We start from the raw sequence: 24,450 nt of genomic DNA on the forward strand, positions 1-24,450 counted from the left end.
CGCTGACCGGCGCCCTGCCGGCCTCCGCGCACCCGCCCCGTACATGGCCGAAGGGCCGTCTCTCCCCCGAGGAGTGACGGCCCTTCTGTCGCTGTGCGACGGGTCAGAGGATGCGGACCGCGCCCGAGGGCGTGTCCCAGTCCATGGTGTGCTCGACCACGCCGGAGGACGGGTTCTGCGCGCCGACGTACTTGCCGCCGCCCACGTAGATGGCGACGTGGTACGAGCCGCTGCGGCTGCCCCAGTAGAGGATGTCGCCCGGCTGCAGGTTGCTCAGGGAGACGGAGGTGCCCATGCTCGACTGCTCGTACGAGATGCGGGGCAGGTCGATGCCGGCCGCGCGGTAGGCGGCCTGGACGAGGCCGGAGCAGTCCCAGGAGTTGGGGCCGGTGCCGCCGGAGACGTAGGCGTCGCCGATCTGGGCCCTGGCGAAGGCCACGATCGCGGCGGCGGAGCCGGAGGGGGCCTGCGTCTGGGTGCTGTTGTCCGAGGTGCTGGAGCCGCCGTCGGACGACGAGCCGCTGTCGTTCGACGAGCTCGTGGCGGAGAGCTGGGTGCGCGCGGCGTCGCGGGAGGCGCGCTCCGCGGCCTCCTTGCGCTCCTGCTCGGCCTTGAGGCGGGCCTTCTCGGCGCGCTCGGCCGCGGCCTTGCGGTCGGCCTCGGCCTTGGCCGTCTTGGCCTCCTTGGCGGCCTTCTTCAGCGCCGCCTCCTCCTGCGTCTGGAGGTTCTGGTCGAGGGCCTCCTGCTGGGAGGCCTCGGCGGAGGCGGCGACGGCACTGGCGAGACCGGTGCCGGCGTCGAGGGAGCCCAGGGTGGGCATTTCGATGGTCTCGGTCACCGGCTCGGCATTCGCCGGCCCGGCAGCACCGGCCACCGCGATGGTGCCGAGGACGCCACCGGCAACTCCGGCCCGGAGCGCGAGCTTCGAGGCGCTGCGGCGGGGCTTCCGGTGGCTGGGTATGTGAGCGGTGTGGGACATGGGTACAACCGCTATCAGGGCTTCACGGTTCCCTTCAAGAAACGTGGGTTGCGCCACAGTTACGTTCGGAACCTCTTAATCCGCTTCTGTGGCGCCCTTATTGACGCCGTAACGGGCAAAACGGGCATCGCTCATCCGGGCCTTGATCACGGGTTTTCGATGAAACGCCCGAATTGCCCGACGCTTACCACCTCTTGACGCCCATGGCCAAGCCCTCTTCTTTTGAAGCTCCTGTGACGTGACGCAGGTCACAGCGTGGCTCGTGAATGCGCGCACGCGTCCACCTCGGTACGCCCGACCCCTCGACCGGGCGACGGGCCGTTCCTTTACCACCCGGATGCGTCCATCGCCAATTTGCTTGTAGTGGCCAACACTTGATAGTGCGACACCCCCTCCGAGCAGCGATTTCCGGTACGGATGTCACATCTGGTGATCACCTGGGCGCTTCGCGCAACAAGATCACCGCTCATCCGACTTCATGATCCTTCGTCAGGTGGTGGAGATCACAAAGTCGTTGCTGTACCCCGTGTCGCAGATCACAGAGGGGCGGGCATAAGATGCGGGGCAGCCGGGCTTGTGAACTGCCTCACATGGGGGCGATCTTTCACGGTCCGGCGGTGCGGTCCAACGGTCAAGGACGACTGGAAGGAGCGAGGAGCGTGAATGCGTACGCGCCCGTCCTCGTGCTCGGTGCCCTGGGTGCGGGGTTTGCGATCTTCTCCGTGGTCATGGCCACGCTTATCGGGCCAAAGCGGTACAACAGGGCAAAGCTTGAGGCGTACGAGTGCGGCATCGAACCGACGCCCACTCCCGCCGGGGGCGGTCGCTTCCCGATCAAGTACTACCTGACGGCGATGCTCTTCATCGTCTTCGACATCGAGATCGTCTTCCTCTACCCCTGGGCCGTCACCTTCGACGCCCTGGGGCTTTTCGGGCTCGTGGAGATGCTGCTCTTCGTGCTCACCGTCTTCGTCGCCTACGCGTACGTGTGGCGGCGCGGCGGCCTGGAATGGGACTGAGGGGCTGAGGGGCACCTATGGGACTCGAAGAGAAACTCCCGAGCGGCTTTCTGCTGACGACTGTCGAACAGGCCGCGGGCTGGGTGCGCAAGGCGTCCGTGTTCCCCGCGACCTTCGGCCTCGCCTGCTGCGCCATCGAGATGATGACCACCGGAGCCGGCCGGTACGACCTGGCCCGCTTCGGCATGGAGGTCTTCCGCGGCTCACCGCGGCAGGCCGACCTGATGATCGTGGCCGGCCGGGTCAGCCAGAAGATGGCGCCCGTCCTGAGGCAGGTCTACGACCAGATGCCCAACCCCAAGTGGGTGATCTCCATGGGCGTCTGCGCCTCCTCGGGCGGCATGTTCAACAACTACGCGGTCGTCCAGGGCGTCGACCACATCGTGCCGGTCGACATCTACCTGCCCGGCTGCCCGCCGCGCCCGGAGATGCTCCTGGACGCGATCATCAAGCTCCACCAGAAGATCCAGACCTCCAAGCTCGGCGTGAACGCCGAGGAGGCGGCCCGGGAGGCGGAGGAAGCGGCGCTCAAGGCGCTGCCGACGATCGAACTGAAGGGTCTTCTCCGGTGAGCGACGAGACACCCAACCCCGAGAAGGAGCTGAGCGGGCAGAACCTGCCCGGCCAGCGCGGGGACCACGGCGAGGAGGTCCGCGTCCAGCGCGGCATGTTCGGCGCCAACAACGGCGGCGACACCTCCGGCTACGGCGGCCTCGTCCGCTCCGTCCGCCTCCCCGGCCCGGCCACCCGCCCGTACGGCGGCTGGTTCGACGACGTCGCCGACGAGCTGGAGGGCGCCCTGGAGGAGCAGGGCCTCCTCCCGGAGAACGCCATCGAGAAGACGGTCGTCGACCGCGGCGAGCTCACCTTCCACATCGAGCGCGAGCACCTCGTCCGCGTGGCCCGCACCCTGCGCGACGACCCGGCGCTCCGCTTCGAGCTCTGTACCGGCGTCTCCGGCGTCCACTACCCGGGCGACAAGGGCCGCGAGCTGCACGCCGTCTACCACCTGCGCTCGCTCACCCACGGCCGGCTCGTCCGCATCGAGGTCTCGGCCCCGGACGCCGAGCCGCACATCCCGTCGCTCGTCGCCGTCTACCCGACGAACGACTGGCACGAGCGCGAGACGTACGACTTCTTCGGCATCGTCTTCGACGGCCACCCCGCCCTCACCCGGATCATGATGCCGGACGACTGGCAGGGCCACCCGCAGCGCAAGGACTACCCGCTCGGCGGCATCGCCGTCGAGTACAAGGGCGCCCAGATCCCGGCTCCGGACCAGCGGAGGTCGTACTCGTGAGCAATTCCCACGCGTCTCCGCGCGAGACGACAGAAGGCGCCGTCTACACGGTGACCGGCGGTGACTGGGAAGAGGTCGTCCAGTCCGCCGCGAAGGCCGACGACGAGCGCATCATCGTCAATATGGGCCCCCAGCACCCGTCCACCCATGGCGTGCTCCGCCTGATCCTGGAGATCGACGGCGAGACCGTCACCGAGGCCCGCTGCGGCATCGGCTACCTCCACACCGGCATCGAGAAGAACCTCGAGTACCGGACCTGGACGCAGGGCACCACCTTCGTCACGCGCATGGACTACCTGACCTCGTTCTACAACGAGACGGCGTACTGCCTCGGCGTGGAGAAGCTGCTCGGCATCACGGACCAGATCCCGGACCGGGCCAGTGTCATCCGCGTGATGCTGATGGAGCTCAACCGGCTCTCCTCGCACCTGGTGGCCATCGCCACCGGCGGCATGGAGCTCGGCGCCACCACGATCATGATCTACGGCTTCCGGGACCGCGAGATGATCCTGGACCTGTACGAGCTGATCACCGGCCTGCGCATGAACCACGCGTTCATCCGCCCCGGCGGCCTCGCCCAGGACCTCCCGCCCGGCGCCGTCGACGCCGTCCGCGAGTTCGTGAAGACCATGAAGAAGAACCTGCCGGAGTACGACAAGCTCGCCACCGGCAACCCCATCTTCAAGGCCCGCATGCAGGACGTCGGCTACCTCGACCTCACCGGCTGCATGGCCCTCGGCGCCACCGGACCGATCCTCCGGTCGGCGGGCCTCCCGCACGACCTGCGGAAGACCGACCCGTACTGCGGCTACGAGAACTACGACTTCGACGTCCCCACCGCCGACACCTGCGACTCCTACGGACGCTTCCTCGTCCGCCTGGAGGAGATGCGCCAGTCCCTCCGGATCGTCGAGCAGTGCCTCGACCGCCTGGAGCCCGGCGAGGTCATGGTCGGCGACAAGAAGATCGCCTGGCCCGCGCAGCTCGCCCTCGGCACCGACGGCCTCGGCAACTCCACCGACCACATCGCGAAGATCATGGGCACCTCCATGGAGGCCCTGATCCACCACTTCAAGCTGGTCACCGAGGGCTTCCGGGTCCCCGCCGGACAGGCCTACGCGGCCGTCGAGTCGCCCAAGGGCGAGCTTGGCGTGCACGTCGTCTCCGACGGCGGCACCCGCCCGTTCCGGGTCCACTTCCGCGACCCGTCCTTCACCAACCTCCAGGCCATGGCCGCGATGTGTGAGGGCGGCCAGGTCGCCGACGTCATCGTCGCCGTCGCCTCCATCGACCCCGTGATGGGAGGCGTCGACCGATGACGGAGAACGTCAGCCTGGGGATGCCCCAGCTGCCCGCCCCCGCATACCCGGCGGACGTCCGCGCCCGCCTGGAGGAGGACGCGAAGGCGATCATCGACCGCTACCCGGACTCCCGCTCCGCGCTCCTGCCGATGCTGCACCTCGTGCAGTCGGAGGAGGGCCACGTGACCCGTACCGGCATGCGGTTCTGCGCCGAGCTCCTCGGCCTGACCACCGCCGAGGTCACCGCCGTCGCCACCTTCTACACGATGTACCGGCGCAAGCCCTCCGGCGACTACCAGGTCGGCGTCTGTACGAACACGCTCTGCGCCGTCATGGGCGGCGACGCCATCTTCGAGGAGCTCAAGCAGCACCTCGGCGTCGGCAACGACGAGACCACGGATGACGGCAAGATCACCCTCGAACACATCGAGTGCAACGCGGCCTGCGACTTCGCGCCCGTCGTGATGGTCAACTGGGAGTTCTTCGACAACCAGACGCCCGAGTCCGCCAAGAAGATGGTCGACGACCTGCGGGCCGGACGCGCCGTCGAACCCACCCGCGGCGCCCCGCTCTGCACCTTCAGGGAGACCGCCCGCATCCTCGCCGGCTTCCCCGACGAGCGCCCCGGCGCCGTCGAGGCCACCGGCGGAGCCGGACCCGCCTCCCTCGTCGGCCTGCGCCTGGCCAAGGGCGAGACCCCGCACCACCGAATCGTCCACCCGCGCGGTGAGGCAGCCAGTCAGGAGGGGGAGTGATGACCTTGGCAGCCGAGATCAACAACAGCAGCCCCGAGAAGCTGCTCGCACCCGTCCTGTCGGCCTTCTGGGACCAGCCCGACTCCTGGACCCTGGAGACCTACGAGCGCCACGAGGGCTACCGGGGCCTCAAGAAGGCCCTCGCGATGAGCCCCGACGACCTCATCGCGTACGTCAAGGAATCCGGCCTCCGCGGACGCGGCGGCGCCGGCTTCCCCACCGGCATGAAGTGGCAGTTCATCCCGCAGGGCGACGGCAAGCCGCACTACCTCGTCGTCAACGCCGACGAGTCCGAGCCCGGCACCTGCAAGGACATCCCCCTCCTCTTCGCCAACCCGCACTCCCTCATCGAGGGAATGATCATCGCCTGCTACGCGATCCGCTCCGAGCACGCGTTCATCTACCTGCGCGGCGAGGTCGTCCCCGTCCTGCGCCGCCTCCACGAGGCCGTCCGCGAGGCCTACGCGGCCGGCTACCTCGGCCGGAACATCCTCGGCAGCGGTCTGAACCTCGAACTCACCGTGCACGCCGGCGCCGGCGCGTACATCTGCGGCGAGGAGACCGCGCTGCTCGACTCGCTCGAAGGGCGCCGCGGCCAGCCCCGGCTGAGGCCCCCCTTCCCCGCGGTCGCCGGTCTCTACGCCTGCCCCACTGTGGTGAACAACGTCGAGTCCATCGCCTCGGTTCCCGCGATCCTCAACCGCGGCAAGGAATGGTTCACGTCGATGGGCAGCGAGAAGTCCCCGGGCTTCACGCTCTACTCGCTCAGCGGGCACGTCACCTCGCCCGGCCAGTACGAGGCCCCGCTCGGCATCACCCTGCGCCAGCTCCTCGACATGAGCGGCGGCATGCGGCGCGGCCACCGGCTCAAGTTCTGGACCCCGGGCGGCTCCTCCACCCCGATGTTCACCGACGAGCACCTCGACGTGCCCCTCGACTACGAGGGCGTCGGCGCCGCCGGATCGATGCTCGGCACCAAGGCGCTCCAGTGCTTCGACGAGACCACCTGCGTCGTCCGGGCCGTCACCCGCTGGACCGAGTTCTACGCGCACGAGTCCTGCGGCAAGTGCACCCCCTGCCGCGAGGGCACCTACTGGCTCGTCCAGTTGCTCCGCGACATCGAGGCCGGCAAGGGCAAGCTGTCCGACCTCGACAAGCTCAACGACATCGCCGACAACATCAACGGCAAGTCGTTCTGCGCCCTCGGCGACGGCGCCGCCTCGCCGATCTTCTCCTCGCTGAAGTACTTCCGCGACGAGTACGAGCAGCACATCACGGGCAAGGGCTGCCCCTTCGACCCGGCCAAGTCGACCGCCTGGGCGGACAACCACAAGGAGGTGACCGCATGACCGTCATCGCCTCCACGCCCAGCGGCGGCGGCAGCCCGGCCGTACCCCCGGAAGACCTCGTCACGCTGACCATCGACGGCGCCGAGATCTCCGTCCCCAAGGGGACGCTGGTCATCCGCGCCGCCGAACAGCTCGGCATCGAGATCCCGCGCTTCTGCGACCACCCGCTCCTCGACCCCGCCGGCGCCTGCCGCCAGTGCATCGTCGAGGTCGAGGGCCAGCGCAAGCCCATGGCCTCCTGCACCATCACCTGCACCGACGGCATGGTGGTGAAGTCGCAGCTGACCAGCCCCGTCGCCGAGAAGGCCCAGCACGGGGTGATGGAGCTGCTGCTCGTCAACCACCCGCTGGACTGCCCCGTCTGCGACAAGGGCGGCGAGTGCCCCCTGCAGAACCAGGCCATGTCCCACGGACAGGCCGAGTCCCGCTTCGAAGGCGTCAAGCGGACGTACGAGAAGCCGGTCGCGATCTCCACCCAGGTGCTGCTCGACCGCGAGCGGTGCGTCCTGTGCGCCCGATGCACCCGCTTCTCCAACCAGGTCGCGGGCGACCCGATGATCGAGCTCATCGAGCGCGGCGCGCTCCAGCAGGTCGGCACCGGCGAGGGCGACCCCTTCGAGTCGTACTTCTCCGGCAACACCATCCAGATCTGCCCGGTCGGCGCCCTCACCTCGGCGGCCTACCGCTTCCGCTCCCGCCCCTTCGACCTGGTCTCCTCGCCGTCCGTCTGCGAGCACTGCGCCGGCGGCTGCGCCACCCGCACCGACCACCGGCGCGGCAAGGTCATGCGGCGGCTCGCCGCCGACGACCCGGAGGTCAACGAGGAGTGGATCTGCGACAAGGGCCGCTTCGCCTTCCGGTACGCCCAGCAGCGCGACCGGCTCACCACCCCGCTCGTCCGGAACACCGACACCGGTGAGCTGGAGCCGGCCTCCTGGCCCGAGGCCCTGGAGGCCGCCGCCCGCGGACTCCTCCGCGGCCGGACCGGCGTCCTCACCGGCGGCAGGCTGACCGTCGAGGACTCCTACGCGTACGCCAAGTTCGCCCGGGTCGCCCTCGACACCAACGACATCGACTTCCGGGCCCGGATCCACTCCGGCGAGGAGGCCGACTTCCTGGCCTCCGCGGTCGCCGGGCGGGGCAAGGACCTGGACGGCACGGGCGTCACGTACACCTCGCTCGAAGCCGCCCCGGCCGTACTCCTCGTCGGCCTGGAGTCCGAGGAGGAGGCCCCCGGCGTCTTCCTGCGGCTCCGCAAGGCCTGGCGCAAGCACGGCCAGAAGACGTACGCGGTCGCCCCGTTCGCGACCCGGGGCCTGGAGAAGACGGGCGGCACCCTGCTGCCCGCCGCCCCCGGCACCGAGACCGAGTGGCTCGACGCCCTCACCTCCCGGGTCGGGCTCTCCGAGGACGGCGCCGCCGCGGCCGAGGCCCTCCGCCAGGAGGGCGCCGTCCTCGCCGTCGGCGAGCGCCTCGCGGGCGTGCCCGGCGCGTTCACCGCCGCCCTGCGCGCCTCCGCCGCCACCGGCGCCCGCCTCGTGTGGATCCCGCGCCGCGCCGGCGAGCGCGGCGCCGTCGAGGCGGGGGCGCTCCCGGCGCTGCTGCCCGGCGGCCGGCCCGCGACCGACCCGCGCGCTCGGGAGGAGGTCGCCGCCGCCTGGGGCATCCGCGAACTCCCGCACCGCTACGGCCGCGACACCGGCCAGATCGTGGAGGCCGCCGCCACCGGCGAACTCGGCGCCCTGCTCGTCGCCGGCGTCGAGGTCGCGGACCTGCCGGACCCGGCACGCGCGCGTGAAGCCCTCGACGCGGCCTTCGTGGTCTCCCTGGAGCTGCGGCCCAGCGAGGTCACCTCGCGCGCCGACGTGGTCCTGCCCGTCGCCGCCGTCGCCGAGAAGCCCGGCACCTTCCTCAACTGGGAGGGCAGGGCCCGGCTCTTCGAGGCCGCGGTCAAGCCCGAGCAGATGACCCGGCCCCTCGCGCCGAGCGACGCCCGCGTGCTCCACATGCTGGCCGACGCCCTCGACGCCCACCTGGGCCTGCCCGACCTGCGGTCCGCACGGCGGGAACTGGACCGGCTCGGCGGCTGGACCGAGGAGCGGGCCTCCGAGCCCAGCTCGCCCGGCCAGGCGGCGCCCCGGCCCGGCGACGGCGAGGCCGTCCTCGCCGGACACCGGCTCCTCCTCGACCTGGGCAGGCTCCAGGAGGGCGACACGGCCCTGGCCGGCACCCGGCACGCGGCGGTCGCCCGGCTCTCCGCCACCACCGCCGCCGACACCGGCGTCAAGGACGGCGACGTCCTGGAGGTGACCGGTCCCGCGGGCTCCGTCACCTTCCCGCTCCAGGTCACCGAGATGCCCGACCGCGTCGTCTGGCTCCCGCTGAACTCGGTGGGCCGAGGCGTCCTCTCCGACACCGGCGCCCACCCCGGCGACCTGGTCCGCATCGGCCCGGCGACCCCGCAGGAGGTGCAGGCATGACCCCGAACGTCCTGGCGGCCGAGGACCTGTCCATGTTCGGCACGGACCCCTGGTGGCTCGTGCTGATCAAGGCCGTCTTCTGCTTCGCCTTCCTGATGATCACCGTGCTCTTCTCCATCGTGTGGGAGCGCAAGGTCGTCGCCTGGATGCAGCTGCGCATCGGCCCCAACCGGCACGGCCCGTGGGGCCTCCTCCAGTCCCTCGCGGACGGCATCAAGCTGATGCTCAAGGAGGACGTGATCGTCAAGAAGGCCGACAAGGTCGTCTACGTCCTCGCCCCGATCATCGCCGCGATCCCCGCCTTCATGGCGATCGCCGTGATCCCCTTCGGCCCGGCCGGCAACGAGGTCTCGATCTTCGGCCACCGGACCGCGATGCAGCTCACCGACCTGCCGATCGCGATGCTGTACGTCCTCGCGGTCGCCTCCGTCGGCATCTACGGCATCGTCCTCGCCGGCTGGTCCTCCGGCTCCACGTACCCGCTCCTCGGCGGCCTGCGGTCCTGCGCGCAGATGATCTCGTACGAGATCGCCATGGGCGCGGCCTTCGCCTCGGTCTTCCTCTACTCCGGGTCGATGTCGACCTCGAAGATCGTCGAGGCGCAGGCGGACCGCTGGTTCGTGATCCTGCTGCCGGTCTCGTTCATCATCTACATCATCACGATGGTCGGCGAGACCAACCGCGCCCCCTTCGACATGCCGGAGTCCGAGGGCGACCTCGTCGGCGGCTTCAACACCGAGTACTCCTCCATCAAGTTCGCGATGTTCATGCTCGCCGAGTACGTGAACATGGTGACCGTCTCGGCCGTGTCGGTGACCCTCTTCCTGGGCGGCTGGCGGGCCCCGTACCCGGTCTCCACCTTCTGGGAGGGCGCGAACCACGGCTGGTGGCCGATGCTCTGGTTCGTCATCAAGGTGCAGCTGCTGCTGTTCTTCTTCATCTGGCTCCGCGGCACCCTGCCCCGCGTCCGCTACGACCAGCTGATGAAGCTCGGCTGGAAGGTCCTCATCCCGGTCTCCGTGGTCTGGCTGATGCTGGTCGCCACCGTCCGCGCGCTGCGGAACGAGAACATCGCCTTCTCCAACATCGTGCTGTACGTGGCCGGCGCCGTCCTCGCCCTGCTGCTCCTCTCCTTCCTCGTCGACGTGTTCCGCGACAAGAAGGCGAAGGAGGCCGGGGCCGGGGCCGCCGGGGAGCGCCCCTTCGACCCGATGGCCGGCGGCTTCCCCGTACCGCCCAAGCCCGGACAGTCCCTGCCGGCCGTGCCGCGGCGCAGGCCCCGGCACGACCGGGACCTCGTTGTCAGTGGCGCCCCCGATACTGCTACTGCGAGTGATGGAAAGGAGACGGACGGTGTCTGATTTCCAGAATCCGGTGGCCGGCTTCGGCGTGACCTTCAAGGCCATGTTCAAGAAGCGGCTGACCGAGCAGTACCCGGAGCAGGAGAAGACGACGGCGCCCCGCTTCCACGGCCGGCACCAGCTCAACCGTCACCCGGACGGTCTGGAGAAGTGCATCGGCTGCGAGCTGTGCGCCTGGGCCTGTCCCGCCGACGCCATCTACGTCGAGGGCGCGGACAACACCGACGAGGAGCGCTACTCGCCGGGCGAGCGGTACGGCCGCGTCTACCAGATCAACTACGCCCGCTGCATCCTCTGCGGACTGTGCATCGAGGCGTGCCCCACGCGCGCGCTGACGATGACCAACGAGTTCGAACTGGCCGACTCCTCCCGCGAGAACCTGATCTACACCAAGGAGCAGCTCCTCGCGGGCCTGGAGGAGAACATGGTCGACTCGCCGCACGCGATCTTCCCCGGCATGACCGAGCAGGACTACTACCTGGGCCTGGTCACCGAGGCCGCCCCCGGGACCGTCCGTCAGGTCGCCGTGTCCAAGGGGGAGAAGGGCGAGCCGGAGGGGGCGGACGCATGAGCGCGAACCTCGCGGCGTACACGACGTCGAGCGGTGAGGCCTTCCAGTTCTGGGTCCTCGGCACCGTCGCCGTCGCCGGCGCCCTCGCCACGATCCTGATGAAGAAGGCCATGCACAGCGCCCTGTCGCTGGCCGGCACGATGATCGTCCTCGCGGTCTTCTACCTCGCCAACGGCGCGTACTTCCTCGGCATCGTCCAGATCGTCGTCTACACCGGCGCGATCATGATGCTCTTCCTCTTCATCGTCATGCTGGTCGGTGTCACGGCCGCGGACTCGCTGAAGGAGACCATCAAGGGGCAGCGCTGGTGGGCCGCGGCCTGCGGTCTCGGCTTCGGCGTCCTGCTGATCGCCGGCATCGGCCAGGCCTCGCTGACGGAGTTCGCCGGGCTCGGCACGGCCAACACCGCGCACGGCGGGAACGTCGAGGGCCTCGCCGCCCTCATCTTCACCAAGTACGTCTTCGCCTTCGAGATCACCGGCGCGCTGCTCATCACGGCGGCCGTCGGCGCGATGGTGCTCACCCACCGGGAGCGCACCGAGCGGGCCCGCACCCAGCGCGAGCTCTCCGAGCAGCGCGTGCGCGAAGGCACGCACGTCCCGCCGCTGCCCGCGCCCGGCGTCTACGCCCGGCACAACGCCGTGGACGTCGCCGGTCTGCTGCCCGACGGCACCCCGGCGGAGCTCACCGTCATGCAGACCCTGCGCAAGCGGGGCCAGATCCGGGACGTGTCCACCGAGGCGATGGCCGACCTCAAGGCCCTGGAGCAGCGCTCCGAGGAGCGGCTCGGCCGGGACCGGGACGAAGAGGAGGCCACCCGGTGAACCCCGTCAACTACCTGTACCTCGCCGCCCTGCTGTTCACCATCGGTGCGGCCGGGGTGCTGATCCGGCGCAACGCGATCGTCGTCTTCATGTGCGTCGAGCTCATGCTCAACGCCTGCAACCTCGCGTTCGTCACCTTCTCCCGCATGCACGGAAACCTCGACGGCCAGATCATCGCCTTCTTCACGATGGTCGTCGCCGCCGCGGAGGTCGTCGTCGGGCTCGCGATCATCGTGTCCGTCTTCCGTGCCCGCCACTCGGCCTCGGTCGACGACGCCAGCCTGATGAAGCTGTGAGGGGCTGACCGTGGAAAATCTCATTGCGCTGCTCATCGGGGTGCCCCTGCTCGGCGCCGCCGTCCTGCTCCTGGGCGGCCGTCGGCTGGACAGGTCCGGGCACTGGATCGGCACGCTCCTCGCGGCCGTCTCCTTCCTGATCGGCCTGGCGCTCTTCGTCGACATGCTCGGCAAGAGCGCCGATGACCGGGCCCTGCACCAGCGGCTCTACACCTGGATCCCCGTCGAGGGCTTCCAGGCGGACATGGCCTTCCAGCTCGACCAGCTGTCGATGACCTTCGTCCTGCTGATCACCGGGGTCGGCACGCTCATCCACGTCTACTCCATCGGCTACATGGAGCACGACGAGCGCCGCCGCCGGTTCTTCGGCTACCTCAACCTGTTCGTCGCGGCGATGCTCCTGCTCGTCCTCGCCGACAACTACCTGCTGCTCTACTTCGGCTGGGAGGGCGTCGGCCTCGCCTCGTACCTCCTCATCGGGTTCTGGCAGCACAAGCCCACCGCGGCCACCGCCGCGAAGAAGGCCTTCCTGGTCAACCGGGTCGGCGACATGGGCCTCTCGATCGCCATCATGATCATGTTCACCACCTTCGGGACCTTCGCCTTCGGGCCGGTGCTCGCGGCGACCGGCCAGGCCTCCGAGGGCAAGCTGACCGCGATCGGCCTGATGCTGCTCCTCGCGGCCTGCGGCAAGTCGGCCCAGGTGCCGCTGCAGTCCTGGCTCGGGGACGCGATGGAGGGCCCGACCCCGGTCTCGGCCCTCATCCACGCGGCCACGATGGTGACCGCCGGTGTCTATCTGATCGTCCGCTCCGCCGACATCTTCAACGCGGCGCCGGACGCGCAGCTCGTCGTCACCGTGGTCGGCGCGGTCACGCTCCTCTTCGGTGCGATCGTCGGTTGTGCCAAGGACGACATCAAGAAGGCGCTCGCCGGTTCGACGATGTCGCAGATCGGCTACATGATCCTGGCGGCCGGCCTCGGCCCCATCGGCTACGTCTTCGCGATCATGCACCTGGTGACGCACGGCTTCTTCAAGGCCGGGCTGTTCCTCGGCGCCGGTTCGGTCATGCACGGCATGAACGACGAGGTCGACATGCGGAAGTACGGCGGACTGCGGAAGTACATGCCGGTCACCTTCGTCACCTTCGGCCTCGGCTACCTCGCGATCATCGGCTTCCCGGGCCTGTCCGGCTTCTTCTCCAAGGACAAGATCATCGAGGCGGCCTTCGCGAAGGGCGGCACCGAGGGCTGGATCCTCGGCGCGGTCACCCTGCTGGGCGCGGCCATCACCGCGTACTACATGACCCGCGTGATGCTGATGACCTTCTTCGGCGAGAAGCGCTGGCAGGAGGACGAGAACGGTCAGCCTCCGCACCCGCACGAGTCGCCCAGGTCCATGGTCATCCCGATGGTCCTGCTCGCCGTCGGCTCCGTCGCCGCGGGCGCCTACTTCGAGTTCGCCGGCTTCGTCGAGTGGCTGGAGCCGGTCACCGGCTTCGCGCACGGCCACTCGCCGATCAGCGCCGGAGCCGTCACCGCCGCCACCGTCGCCGTCATGGTGATCGGCGTCGGACTCGCGTACCTCCAGTACGGCCGCAGGCCCGTCCCGGTGGTCGCCCCGCGCGGCTCGCTGCTCACCCGGGCCGCCCGCCGCGACCTGCTCCAGGACGACTTCAACCACGCCGTCTTCGTCACCGGCGGCACGCACCTGACCCGCTCGCTGGTCTACGTCGACCACAGCCTGGTCGACGGCGTCGTCAACGGCACCGCGGCCGCGGTCGGCGGGCTCTCCGGCCGGCTGCGCAAGCTCCAGAACGGCTACGCCCGCTCGTACGCGGTCTCCATGTTCGGAGGTACTGCGGTGCTGATCGCCGCGACCCTGCTGATGAGGGCGGTGTAACCACCATGTCTTTCCCGCTCCTTACGGTGACGGCAGCGGTTCCGGCGGTCGGTGCGATCCTCACCGCCGCCGTCCCCGCCGCGCGCCGCACCGCCGCCAAATGGCTGGCGCTGCTCGTCTCGCTCGCCACGCTCGTGCTCGCCGCCGTCGTCTGGGCACAGTTCGAGCCCGGCGGCGACCGGTACCAGCTGACCGAGTCGCACTCCTGGATCAAGGACTTCGGCGTCCGCTACGAACTCGGCGTCGACGGCATCGGGGTCGCGCTCATCGCGCTCACCGCCCTGCTGATCCCCTTCATCGTGCTCGCCGGCTGGCACGACGCCGACCCGCTGGAGACCTCCTCCAAGCGGTGGCGGCCCACCCAGGGCTTCTTCGCCCTGATCCTCATGGTCGAGGCGATGGTGATCCTCTCCTTCGAGGCCACCGACGTCTTCCTCTTCTACATCCTCTTCGAAGCCATGCTCATCCCGATGTACTTCCTCATCGGCGGCTTCGGCGACCGCGCCCACTCCGGCTCCGACGAGAACGCGGCGGCCCAGCGCTCGTACGCGGCCGTCAAGTTCCTCCTCTACAACCTCGTCGGCGGCCTGATCATGCTGGCCGCCGTCATCGGGCTCTACGTGGTCGCGGGGAACTTCTCGCTCACCGAGATCGCCGAGGCCCGGGCCAACGGCTCGCTCGACATGGCGACCAACACCGAGCGGCTGCTCTTCCTCGGCTTCTTCTTCGCCTTCGCCGTGAAGGCGCCGCTCTGGCCGCTGCACACCTGGCTGCCGAACGCGATGGGGGAGGCCACCGCCCCGGTCGCCGTCCTCATCACCGCCGTCGTCGACAAGGTCGGCACCTTCGCGATGCTCCGCTTCTGCCTCGGACTCTTCCCCGAGGCGAGCAAGTGGGCCACCCCCGCGATCGTCGTCCTCGCCCTCATCAGCATCGTCTACGGCGCGCTGGTCGCCGTCGGCCAGCGGGACATCAAGCGTCTGGTCGCCTACGCGTCGATCTCGCACTTCGGCTTCATCATCCTGGGCATCTTCGCGATGACCAGCCAGGGCCAGTCCGGCGCCACGCTCTACATGGTCAACCACGGCATCTCGACGGCCGCGCTCATGCTCGTCGCCGGCTTCCTGATCTCCCGGCGCGGCTCGCGGCTCATCGCGGACTACGGCGGTGTGCAGAAGGTCGCCCCGGTGCTCGCCGGCACCTTCCTGATCGGCGGCCTCGCGACCCTGTCGCTGCCCGGACTCGCGCCGTTCGTCAGCGAGTTCCTGGTCCTCGTCGGGACGTACGCCCGGTACCCGGTGGCCGGCGTCATCGCCACCACCGGCATCGTCCTCGCCGCGCTCTACACCCTCGTCCTGTACCAGCGGACGATGACCGGGCCGGTGAAGGAGGAGGTACGGGCGCTGCCCGACCTGAAGGCGCGCGAACTGGCCGTGGTCGTCCCGCTGATCGCCGTCCTGATCTTCCTCGGGGTCTTCCCGAAGCCGCTGACCGACGTCGTCAACCCGGCCGTGCGGCACACCATGTCCGACGTCCAGCAGAAGGACCCCCAGCCCCAGATTCAGACCGTGGAGGCGGCCAAGTGAGTTCCATGGCTGTCCACAGCTTGTGGACGACAGCTGCCGGGCCGCTGGACAAGATCCCGGCGCCCCACATCGAGTACACGCAGCTCTCGCCCGTGCTCATCGTGCTCGGCGCCGCGCTCCTCAGCGTCCTCGTCGAGGCCTTCGTGCCCCGCAAGGCCCGCTACCTCAGCCAGGTGTTCCTCAGCGTCGTGGCGCTCGTCGCCGCCTTCGCCGCCATCGTCGGCCTGGCGGCGGGCGGTTACGGCTCCACCAAGGCCCACATCGCGGCCATGGGCGCCATCGCCGTCGACGGACCCGCCCTCTTCCTCCAGGGCACCATTCTCCTCGCCTCCATCGTGGCGATCTTCACCTTCGCCGAGCGCAGGCTCGACCCGGCCGACCACGGCCACAAGGTCGACTCCTTCGCCGCCGAGGCCGCCGCCGTCCCCGGCAGCGAGCAGGAGAGGGCCGCCGTCAAGGCGGGGTTCACCACCACCGAGGTCTTCCCGCTCGCGCTCTTCGCGATCGCCGGCATGCTGGTCTTCCCGGCCGCCAACGACCTCCTGACGCTCTTCGTCGCCCTGGAGGTCTTCTCCCTCCCGCTGTACCTGCTCTGCGCCGTCGCCCGCCGCAAGCGGCTGATGTCGCAGGAGGCGGCCGTCAAGTACTTCCTGCTCGGCGCCTTCTCCTCGGCCTTCCTGCTCTTCGGGATCGCCCTGCTCTACGGCTACGCGGGCTCCGTCTCGTACGCCACCATCGCCCGCGTCGTCGACGGCTCGATCGGCGCCGTCGACCCGGCGCTCGCCGACACCATGGGCAACGACGCGCTGCTGCTCATCGGCTTCGCCATGGTCCTCATGGGGCTCCTCTTCAAGATCGGCGCCGTGCCGTTCCACATGTGGACCCCGGACGTCTACCAGGGCGCCCCGACCCCGGTCACCGGCTTCATGGCCGCCGCGACCAAGGTCGCCGCGTTCGGCGCGCTGCTCCGCCTGCTGTACGTGGTGCTGCCGGGCCTCACCTGGGACTGGCGGCCGGTCATGTGGGGCGTCGCCATCGTCACCATGCTGGGCGGTGCGATCGTCGCCATCACCCAGACCGACATCAAGCGGCTCCTCGCCTACTCGTCGATCGCGCACGCGGGCTTCCTGCTCGCGGGCGTCATCGCGGCCACGCCGAGCGGGATCTCGTCGGTCCTGTTCTACCTGGGCGCCTACTCCTTCGTGACGATCGGCGCCTTCGCCGTCGTCACGCTGGTCCGGGACGCGGGCGGCGAGGCCACCCACCTGTCCAAGTGGGCCGGGCTCGGCCGCCGTTCGCCGCTCGTCGCGGCGGTCTTCGCGGTCTTCCTGCTCGCCTTCGCCGGCATCCCGCTGACCTCCGGCTTCTCCGGGAAGTTCGCGGTCTTCAAGGCGGCGGCGGACGGCGGCGCGGGAGCGCTCGTCGTGGTCGGTGTGATCTCCTCGGCGATCGCCGCGTTCTTCTACATCCGGGTGATCGTGCTCATGTTCTTCAGCGAGCCGAAGGCGGACGGCCCCACGGTCGCCGTGCCCTCGGCCCTGACGACCGTCACCATCGCGGCGGGCGTCGCGGTCACCCTCGTGCTCGGCTTCGCGCCGCAGTACTTCCTGGACCTGGCGAACCAGGCGAGCGTGTTCGTCCGGTAACGCCGGCCGTACGCGCGAAGGGCCCGGCTCGGGGGCGAGCCGGGCCCTTCGGCGTGTACGAGGGCATGCACGAGGGGGCGTGCGAGGGCGTGTGTGAGGGTGCCTACGGGCACGTCACGTCCGGGTTGAAGCGGGCGAAGAGACCCCTCGGGTTCTTCTTGTAGAGCCAGACGTGCTGGTCGTACGTGCTGCCCAGCTCGGGGATGGGATTCGGACCCTCGAACCTGTGGCCGAACATCACGGGGGCGGGCTGGCCCGTGTTCAGGACCGCCCACTCGACCGCGACCAGACGGCGCCTGCCGTCCGCGCCGGTCGCGTAGGTCAGGACGGCCGGCCGGGACGGGTCGGTGGAGCCGATGTTGGCCATGTTGGCGTAGTGGTAGCCCATGCCGCCCAGGACGGGGTCGGACACGCAGTCGTCGGTCCTCACGAAACCGGCCTCGATCGCCAGCGGCTCGTACGCGAACGCGGCCGTCACCGCGTACGCCGTCGCCAGGTCCCTGGCGACGGCGTCGTCGTCGGCCTGGGCCGGGCCCGCCGCGAGGACGGTGGAGGCGAGGGTCGTGAGGCCGAGACCGGTCATGAGCAGGCGGGTACGGCGGGGTCGTACGGACATGAACCGCTCCTCGGAAGGGGACACGCCCCCGCCCGGGGGCGTCGGTGCCGGAGGGCTCCTCCCCCGAGCCCCACGTGAGGAGCATGGGCCATCGGGCGGGGTGCCGCACGCGGGTTGGCCCATGTGGAGGCGTCCGTGCCCTCACCGGGGCGGCCGGGAACACCTTCCGGGTGGGGACGGCGTCACGTGCGGTGGACGTCCCCACCCTCCGGCGCGTGGGTTCAGGCCGACGGAACGATCCGGCCGCGGACCTCGCCCAGGGTCACCCGGGTGCCGTCCGGGCCCGGGGCCCAGGCCGTGAGGACGACCTCGTCGCCGTCCTCCAGGAACGTCCGCTTGCCGCCCGGCAGTTCGAGGGCGTCGCGGCCGTTCCAGGTGAGCTCCAGGAGCGAGCCGCGCTGGTTCACCTCGGGCCCGGAGACCGTGCCGGAGCCGTACAGGTCACCCGTACGGAGCGAGGCGCCGTTCACCGTCATGTGGGCGAGCTGCTGGGCGGCCGTCCAGTACATGGAGGAGAACGGCGGCTCGGCCACCACCTCGCCGTTGATCTCCATCGCGATCCGCAGGTCGAAGCCGCCCGGCTCCTCCTCCGCCGTGTCGTCCAGGTACGGCAGCAGCGGGAAGTCCCGCGCGGGCGGGGCGGTCCGGGCCGCGTCCAGGGCCTCCAGGGGCGTCACCCACGCCGAGACCGAGGTCTGGAACGACTTGCCGAGGAACGGGCCGAGCGGCACGTACTCCCAGGCCTGCACGTCCCGCGCCGACCAGTCGTTCAGCAGCGTCAGACCGAAGACGTGCTCCCGGAAGTCGGCCAGCGGGACGGGCCTGCCCAGCTCCGACGGCGTGCCGACCAGGAAGCCGACCTCCGCCTCGATGTCCAGCTTCACCGACGGGCCGAACACCGGGGCCGGGTCCGACGGGGCCTTGCGCTGCCCCGAGGGGCGTACGACATCGGTGCCGGAGACCACGACCGTGCCCGCGCGACCGTGGTAACCGATCGGCAGGTGCTTCCAGTTGGGGGTGAGCGCGTCGCCGTCCGGGCGGAAGATGCGGCCCACGTTCGTCGCGTGGTGCTCGCTCGCGTAGAAGTCGACGTAGTCCGCGACCTCGTACGGCAGGTGCAGCGTCACCGCGTCCAGCGGGTGCAGCAGCGGCTCGATGTCCGCCCGGTGCGCCGGCACCGTCACCCAGGCCGTCAGCGCCCGGCGGACGTCGCGCCAGGCGGTCCGCCCGGCCGCCAGCAGCGGGTTGAGGCTGGGCTGCGCGAGCAGCGCCGCGTACGGCGAGCCGAGCGCGTGCGCCGCGGCACCCGCGTCCAGGACGTGCCCGCCGATGCGGACGCCGAGCCGGCGCCGCCCGGGCTCGTCGGCGGTGGAGAAGACGCCGTACGGGAGGTTGTGCGGGCCGAAGGGGTCGCCCTCGGCCAGATCGAGCGGGCTGTGCTCGGACATCGGTGCGTGCCTCGCTTTCCACGTGTGTGGGGGACACGTTACGGGGCGGGCCGCCGGGCGCGGATGACATGGATCACACAGAAAGTGCGGCCTCCGTGGGCAACTGCCCGTATTCGCGCGCTTTGTGTCCGGAGCGGGCCTGGAACACCCCCGCGAGCTGCGGAAACAGGCCTCCCTACAAGGCCCTTCCCGCCCTACGATCAAGCTGGTGTCGCGCCGCGTGAAGTAGCCGCGGGCGCGCGCCCACCACCATTCTTCGCTGTCTTTCTCTCTGACCAGGAAAAGGTCCACAACGTGAAGATCCGCCGCATCCTGGCGACCGCAGTGGCCGCCGCCGTGACCACTCCGGTCGTGTTCCTCTCGGCCGCTCCGGCGTTCGCCGACAGCAAGCCGACGACGCCGTCGACGCAGAAGCCCGCGACGCACGAGGACGACCCCGACGAGGACATGCCGTCCATCGAGGAGCTCAAGGCCGCCGTCGCCGTGGCCCAGAAGGCGTACGACGAGGCCGTCGCCGACGTCGCGAAGGCCAAGGCCGACATCGACGCCCTTGAAAAGGCCGACCACCCGCTGAAGGCCGCCGCCGACGCCGCGAAGAGGGCCGCCGACGAGGCCGCCGCCGCCAAGACCGCCGCCGACGAGGCACTCGCCAAGGCCGAGAAGGCCGTGACGGAGCTGCCCCCGACCGCCACCGACGAGGAGAGGGCGGCCGCCGCCGCTGCCGTCACCGCAGCCAAGACCGCCGCCGACGAGGCCGCCACCGCCAAGACCGCCGCCGACACGAAGGCCAAGGAGGCCTCCAAGGCCCTGGCCGACGCCAGCGTCGAGGCGTTCCGGGTGCTCGGCCTCGCCCAGAAGGTGCTGAAGGCCGCCGAGGAGGACCTCGCCGACGCCAAGGAAGCCCTGGAGTTCGCCGAGGAGTTCGAGGGCGAGTGCAAGGAGGACGGCTCCGTGAAGGTCGCGCTCAGCGGCCCGAAGACCGTCACCGCCGGCAAGAGCGCCTCCTTCTCGCTGCGCGTCTCCAACACCTCCGACCGGACCCTGGACGCCGTCGAGGCCTACGCCTACGCCGCGCAGCTCCCCGAGCCCGGCGAGATCATCGACGACGAGACGGACTTCGCCAAGCGGTACATCTCCGTCGAGTGGTCCTCCGCCGACAACCCGGAGTGGACGCCGGTCTCCAAGGAGTTCGACGCCATCGAGGTCGGCACGATCGCCAAGGGCAGCCACACCGACGTGAAGCTGCGCCTCACGGTCAAGGCCGACGCCCCCGCCGGCAAGGGCATGGCCTTCGCCTTCGGCGCGTACGAGAACAACGACGGCAGCTGTGGCCTCGGTGAGGACTACTCGAGCGTCAACTTCGACATCCTCGCCGCCGACAAGGGCGACAAGCCGAATCCGACGGAGACGCCCACCCCGGCGCCCACCGCCACCACCGGCGGCAACACGAACACCACCCAGCAGGGCGGCTCGTCGAGCACCCCCGTGAACGGCACCCTCGCCGCCACCGGTGCGAACAACACCCTGCCGCTCGGCCTCGCCGCCACCGGGGCCGTCGCCCTGGGCGCCGGCGCGCTGGTCGTCGCCCGCCGCCGCAAGGCCGGCGCGCAGGCCTGACCCGCGGGGCACGGCAGCCCCTCCCTCGTCCCCCGTACGGCGTGAGTTCAGCCCGCCGTACGGGGGATCCTCTTCTCCCAGGTGCGGTGGAAGACGACCTCGCCGCCCTCCTTGCACACCACCTCGTTCTCGGTGAAAAAGGTGTCGGCGTCGCAGGAGATCTCCGAGCGGGTGTCGATCGTGACGTCCCAGGCCAGTTCGGGCCGGTGCAGCCGGACCGTCCACTCCGAGCGGGTCCGGGCGGACAGCGGGCCGCCCTCGTCGATCGTGTAGGTCTCCACGGCGTCCTCGGTGTACTCCAGGCCGTCCGGGTACACGCGCGTGCCGCCGTACTTCGGGTCGACCTCCAGCCTCCACTCGCCCTTCGCCACGTCCCGGACCACCACCCGCTCCGGGCGCGGCTCCTCCAGGGTCCGCGGATAGACCACGCCGAGCGGTGCGGACTGCTCCGGTTCCGCCCATTCGACGGCGTCCTCGGTGTGCGCGCGGACCGGGAGGGTGAGGGAGGAGCCGGCCGGGTCGAGGGTGAAGCCGGCGGCGTCGGGCTGCGGCCAGATCCACGGCCAGTACGTGGAGGAGACCGCGAGCCGCACCCGGTGGCCGGGCGGGAAGGTGTGCCCGATGCCGTTCAGCTCGAAGACGAGGCTCTCCCACTCGCCGATCTGGGCCTCCACGGCCCGGTCGCGGCCGTAGCGGGCGGAGAAGTTCAGGGCGCCCCGGGTGACGAGGGTGGAGGAGCCGTCCGGGGCGATGTCGCAGAGCCGGGCGATGACCTGCCCGGTGGGGGCGTCCGTCAGCAGGGCGAGGCTCACGGAGGGCCGGCCCAGGATCTCGACGGCGCCGCCGTCCTCGGGGACGAGGAAGTCGAAGCAGGCCGAGTGGGCGTCCTCGTCGCGCTGGTCGGGCGGCAGGTCGGCGTCGTTGCCGAAGGGGAAGAAGCGGCCCGCGTCGATCCCGGTCTGCTGGGGCGAGTCGACGACGACCGGGGCGCCCTGGAAGGCGTACGTGACGGGGGTGACGTGGGGGGAGGGCCAGGCGGGGTCGGCGACCCAGCGGCCGGGCAGCTCCTCGTACACGGTGGCCGGCGGGTGCGAGTCGCTGATCCAGGAGCGCAGCAGCGGCTCGGCCATCACGTCGTTCTCGGCGTCCTTGAGGTGGTGGTCCCACCAGCGCAGGGTCTCCTGGAGGAAGCCGATCGCCGGTCCGGGCGGCAGGCCGCGGTCCGGGTACTGGTGGGACCAGGGGCCGATGATGCCGCGCACCCGGTCCTGGGGGAGGTGTCGGGCGAGCCGCAGGACGGTGTCGCGGTACGGGTCGTGCCAGCCGCCGACGGCGAGGACGGCCGCCCGGATGGCGGAGTAGTCCTCGCAGACGCTGCCGTGCCGCCAGTACGCGTCCCGGGTCTGGTGGGCGAGCCAGGTGTGGATGAGCGGCTCCACGGCCTCCAGGCGCTTCAGCCACAGCTCGCGCCACTCCTCGCCCACGTACTGCGGGTCCGGGGGCCGGGAGACGAAGGCGAGCATGGTGGCCGCCCAGGCGTGCATGTCGACGCCGAGGACCGAGCCGCCCATGTAGTGCACGTCGTTGTCGTAGCGGTCGTCGGTGGAGCAGACGGTGACGACGGCCTTGAGGGGTTCGGGGGCGAGGGCGGCGATCTGGAGCGAGTTGAAGCCGCCCCAGGAGATGCCGAACATGCCGACCTTGCCGGTGCACCACTCCTGCTCGGCGAGCCAGTTCACGACGGCGACGCCGTCGGCGAGCTCGACGGGGTCGTACTCGTCGCCGGGCAGGCCCTCGCTGTTGCCGTGGCCGCGGACGTCGACCCGTACGGAGGCGTAGCCGTGGCCCGCGTACCAGGGGTGGCGCTGCCAGTCGCGGGGGGCGGTCCAGTCGGTGAGGCGGTACGGCAGGTACTCCAGGAGCGCCGGTACGGGCTCGTCGGTGAGCGGGCGCCACACGCGCGCGTACAGCCGGGTGCCGTCCGGCAGTGGGATGCGGAGGTCCTCGTGGCGGGTCTCGTACGGGAAGTCGGTACGGATCTTCGTCATCGGGTCACCTCGGTGGACGGGGGCGGGGTGCGGCGCGCTGCCGGGGGCCGTTCGTATCCGTACCGATCACTGTTCGGGACAAAACACCTACTCCTGGTCGTATGAGCTGATCCCGAACATACCGGGGGTGACGGGAAGGCGCCCACGGTGATCGAAACGTGACCGGATACGCTGGCTTGAGTGAATGGACCGACACATCGACAATCCGAATGATCGGCGTGCGGTCCGGACAGCGTCAGCAGGCGTCAGCAGACAGGAGACCCCCTCGTGACCGTCGTCGGGCCGTTCGGTCTTAGCGTGCGGGACCAGGCTCTTGAGGCCGATGTCCAGACCGGTTTGGCGGCTGTGGAGGCGGGCCTCCTGGACGCCACCAAGAGCGATGTCCCCTTCATCACGGAGGCCGCGCAGCACCTGGTCCTGGCCGGGGGGAAGCGGTTCCGCCCCCTGCTCGTGATGCTCGCCGCCCAGTTCGGCGACCCCTACGCGCCGGGCGTCGTGCCCTCCGCCGTGGTCGTCGAGCTCACCCACCTGGCCACGCTCTACCACGACGACGTCATGGACGAGGCCGACGTGCGGCGCGGCGTCGACAGCGCCAACACCCGCTGGGGCAACTCGATCGCCGTCCTCACGGGTGACTTCCTCTTCGCCCGCGCCTCGCACACGCTCGCGGACCTCGGTCCCGAGGCCGTACGCATCCAGTCCGAGGCGTTCGAACGGCTCGTGACCGGGCAGATCCTGGAGACCGCGGGTCCCACGGACGGCCGCGACCCCGTCGACCACTACCTCGACGTCCTCGGCGGCAAGACCGGCTCCCTCGTCGCCGTCTCCTGCCGCTTCGGCGCCATGATGTCCGGCGCCGACGAGAGCGTCGTCGACACCCTCACCCAGTACGGCGAGCGGCTCGGCGTCGCCTTCCAGCTCGCCGACGACGTCCTCGACATCGCCTCCGACTCCCACGAGTCCGGCAAGACCCCCGGCACCGACCTCCGCGAGGGCATCCCGACCCTCCCCGTCCTCCGCCTGCGGGCCGCCGCGGCCGCCCACGGGCACCCCGAGGACCTGGAGCTCGTCGCCCTGATCGACGGCGACCTCAGCGACGACGAGCGGCACGCCGAGGCCCTGCGCCGGCTGCGCGCCCACCCCGCCCTGGAGCAGGCCCGCCGGGACACCGTGCGGTACGCCGAGGAGGCGCGCGCGATGCTGGCGCCGCTGCCCGACGGGTACGCGAAGGCGGCCCTGGCGGAGATGTGCGACGCGGTGGTCCACCGGGCGGGGTAGCGCGTCTCAGGGTCGGGTCATCCCGAAGCAGTACGTGAGGTTGATCCCGCGGGCTGACGATTCCGGGCCTCCG

20 protein-coding genes are annotated in these 24,450 nt (G+C 70.4%); 16 read left to right on the forward strand and 4 right to left on the reverse strand.

The annotated features are described in order from the left end of the window. Positions 1-103: 103 nt before the first annotated feature. A complete protein-coding gene (locus tag ACN9M0_RS21410) occupies positions 104-979 on the reverse strand; it encodes a C40 family peptidase (protein WP_366036535.1) in 876 nt (291 codons plus the stop codon). Positions 980-1,638: 659 nt separating this feature from the next. Between ACN9M0_RS21410 and ACN9M0_RS21415 the strand changes: the two genes are divergently transcribed. The 14 genes from ACN9M0_RS21415 to nuoN are packed head-to-tail and all read left to right on the forward strand — an operon-like array spanning position 1,639 to position 17,370. Further along, positions 1,639-1,998: an NADH-quinone oxidoreductase subunit A gene (locus ACN9M0_RS21415; protein WP_019888619.1), complete on the forward strand. Its 360-nt coding sequence runs from the start codon at positions 1,639-1,641 to the stop codon at positions 1,996-1,998. A gap of 17 nt (positions 1,999-2,015) precedes the next feature. Then, positions 2,016-2,570, forward strand: coding sequence for a NuoB/complex I 20 kDa subunit family protein (locus ACN9M0_RS21420; protein ID WP_366036534.1), 555 nt, complete (start codon positions 2,016-2,018; stop codon positions 2,568-2,570). Further along, complete coding sequence (locus ACN9M0_RS21425; RefSeq protein ID WP_426404061.1) at positions 2,567-3,298, forward strand: NADH-quinone oxidoreductase subunit C; 732 nt, start codon at positions 2,567-2,569, stop codon at positions 3,296-3,298. Before ACN9M0_RS21420 ends, ACN9M0_RS21425 begins: the two co-directional genes overlap by 4 nt. Then, complete coding sequence (locus ACN9M0_RS21430; RefSeq protein WP_366036532.1) at positions 3,295-4,617, forward strand: NADH-quinone oxidoreductase subunit D; 1,323 nt, start codon at positions 3,295-3,297, stop codon at positions 4,615-4,617. The genes ACN9M0_RS21425 and ACN9M0_RS21430 overlap by 4 nt, the downstream gene beginning before the upstream one ends. Beyond that, on the forward strand, positions 4,614-5,354 hold the full coding sequence (gene nuoE, locus ACN9M0_RS21435; RefSeq protein ID WP_426404062.1) for an NADH-quinone oxidoreductase subunit NuoE: 741 nt from the start codon (positions 4,614-4,616) through the stop codon (positions 5,352-5,354). The genes ACN9M0_RS21430 and nuoE overlap by 4 nt, the downstream gene beginning before the upstream one ends. Beyond that, the gene (gene nuoF, locus ACN9M0_RS21440; protein WP_366036530.1) at positions 5,354-6,703 is read left to right on the forward strand and encodes an NADH-quinone oxidoreductase subunit NuoF; all 1,350 of its coding nucleotides are present in this window, start codon (positions 5,354-5,356) and stop codon (positions 6,701-6,703) included. Before nuoE ends, nuoF begins: the two co-directional genes overlap by 1 nt. Further along, positions 6,700-9,183 carry an NADH-quinone oxidoreductase subunit G gene (locus ACN9M0_RS21445; RefSeq protein WP_426404063.1) on the forward strand — a complete coding sequence of 828 codons (2,484 nt, stop codon included), beginning with the start codon at positions 6,700-6,702 and terminating at the stop codon, positions 9,181-9,183. Before nuoF ends, ACN9M0_RS21445 begins: the two co-directional genes overlap by 4 nt. Then, positions 9,180-10,544, forward strand: a complete 1,365-nt coding sequence (gene nuoH, locus ACN9M0_RS21450) for an NADH-quinone oxidoreductase subunit NuoH (protein ID WP_366036528.1) — start codon at positions 9,180-9,182, stop codon at positions 10,542-10,544. The genes ACN9M0_RS21445 and nuoH overlap by 4 nt, the downstream gene beginning before the upstream one ends. Beyond that, complete coding sequence (gene nuoI, locus ACN9M0_RS21455; RefSeq protein ID WP_366036527.1) at positions 10,519-11,115, forward strand: NADH-quinone oxidoreductase subunit NuoI; 597 nt, start codon at positions 10,519-10,521, stop codon at positions 11,113-11,115. Before nuoH ends, nuoI begins: the two co-directional genes overlap by 26 nt. After that, positions 11,112-11,939, forward strand: a complete 828-nt coding sequence (locus ACN9M0_RS21460; protein ID WP_366036526.1) for an NADH-quinone oxidoreductase subunit J — start codon at positions 11,112-11,114, stop codon at positions 11,937-11,939. Before nuoI ends, ACN9M0_RS21460 begins: the two co-directional genes overlap by 4 nt. Then, the gene (gene nuoK, locus ACN9M0_RS21465) at positions 11,936-12,235 is read left to right on the forward strand and encodes an NADH-quinone oxidoreductase subunit NuoK (protein ID WP_017239464.1); all 300 of its coding nucleotides are present in this window, start codon (positions 11,936-11,938) and stop codon (positions 12,233-12,235) included. The genes ACN9M0_RS21460 and nuoK overlap by 4 nt, the downstream gene beginning before the upstream one ends. 10 nt (positions 12,236-12,245) lie before the next feature. Further along, on the forward strand, positions 12,246-14,138 hold the full coding sequence (gene nuoL / locus ACN9M0_RS21470; RefSeq protein ID WP_366036525.1) for an NADH-quinone oxidoreductase subunit L: 1,893 nt from the start codon (positions 12,246-12,248) through the stop codon (positions 14,136-14,138). 5 nt (positions 14,139-14,143) lie between these two features. Then, a complete protein-coding gene (locus ACN9M0_RS21475) occupies positions 14,144-15,724 on the forward strand; it encodes an NADH-quinone oxidoreductase subunit M (RefSeq protein WP_366036524.1) in 1,581 nt (526 codons plus the stop codon). Continuing rightward, a complete protein-coding gene (gene nuoN / locus ACN9M0_RS21480) occupies positions 15,721-17,370 on the forward strand; it encodes an NADH-quinone oxidoreductase subunit NuoN (protein ID WP_366036523.1) in 1,650 nt (549 codons plus the stop codon). Before ACN9M0_RS21475 ends, nuoN begins: the two co-directional genes overlap by 4 nt. A gap of 103 nt (positions 17,371-17,473) precedes the next feature. Here nuoN and ACN9M0_RS21485 read toward each other — a convergent pair whose 3' ends face one another. Further along, complete coding sequence (locus ACN9M0_RS21485) at positions 17,474-17,986, reverse strand: hypothetical protein (RefSeq protein ID WP_366036522.1); 513 nt, start codon at positions 17,984-17,986, stop codon at positions 17,474-17,476. 221 nt (positions 17,987-18,207) lie between these two features. Next, on the reverse strand, positions 18,208-19,434 hold the full coding sequence (fahA, locus tag ACN9M0_RS21490) for a fumarylacetoacetase (protein ID WP_426404064.1): 1,227 nt from the start codon (positions 19,432-19,434) through the stop codon (positions 18,208-18,210). 294 nt (positions 19,435-19,728) lie between these two features. On the opposite strand from fahA, the gene ACN9M0_RS21495 reads away from it, so the two are divergent. Continuing rightward, positions 19,729-21,051, forward strand: a complete 1,323-nt coding sequence (locus tag ACN9M0_RS21495; protein WP_366036520.1) for a peptidase — start codon at positions 19,729-19,731, stop codon at positions 21,049-21,051. Between the two features lie 47 nt (positions 21,052-21,098). On the opposite strand, the gene ACN9M0_RS21500 is transcribed toward ACN9M0_RS21495, so the two are convergent. Continuing rightward, the gene (locus ACN9M0_RS21500) at positions 21,099-23,099 is read right to left on the reverse strand and encodes a CocE/NonD family hydrolase (RefSeq protein WP_426404065.1); all 2,001 of its coding nucleotides are present in this window, start codon (positions 23,097-23,099) and stop codon (positions 21,099-21,101) included. A 267-nt stretch (positions 23,100-23,366) separates the two neighbouring features. Between ACN9M0_RS21500 and ACN9M0_RS21505 the strand changes: the two genes are divergently transcribed. Further along, a complete protein-coding gene (locus ACN9M0_RS21505; protein WP_366036518.1) occupies positions 23,367-24,377 on the forward strand; it encodes a polyprenyl synthetase family protein in 1,011 nt (336 codons plus the stop codon). The last annotated feature ends 73 nt before the right edge of the window (positions 24,378-24,450 follow it).

Source organism: Streptomyces sp. R-07 (genome assembly GCF_049913175.1).
Taxonomy (GTDB): Bacteria; Actinomycetota; Actinomycetes; order Streptomycetales; family Streptomycetaceae; genus Streptomyces.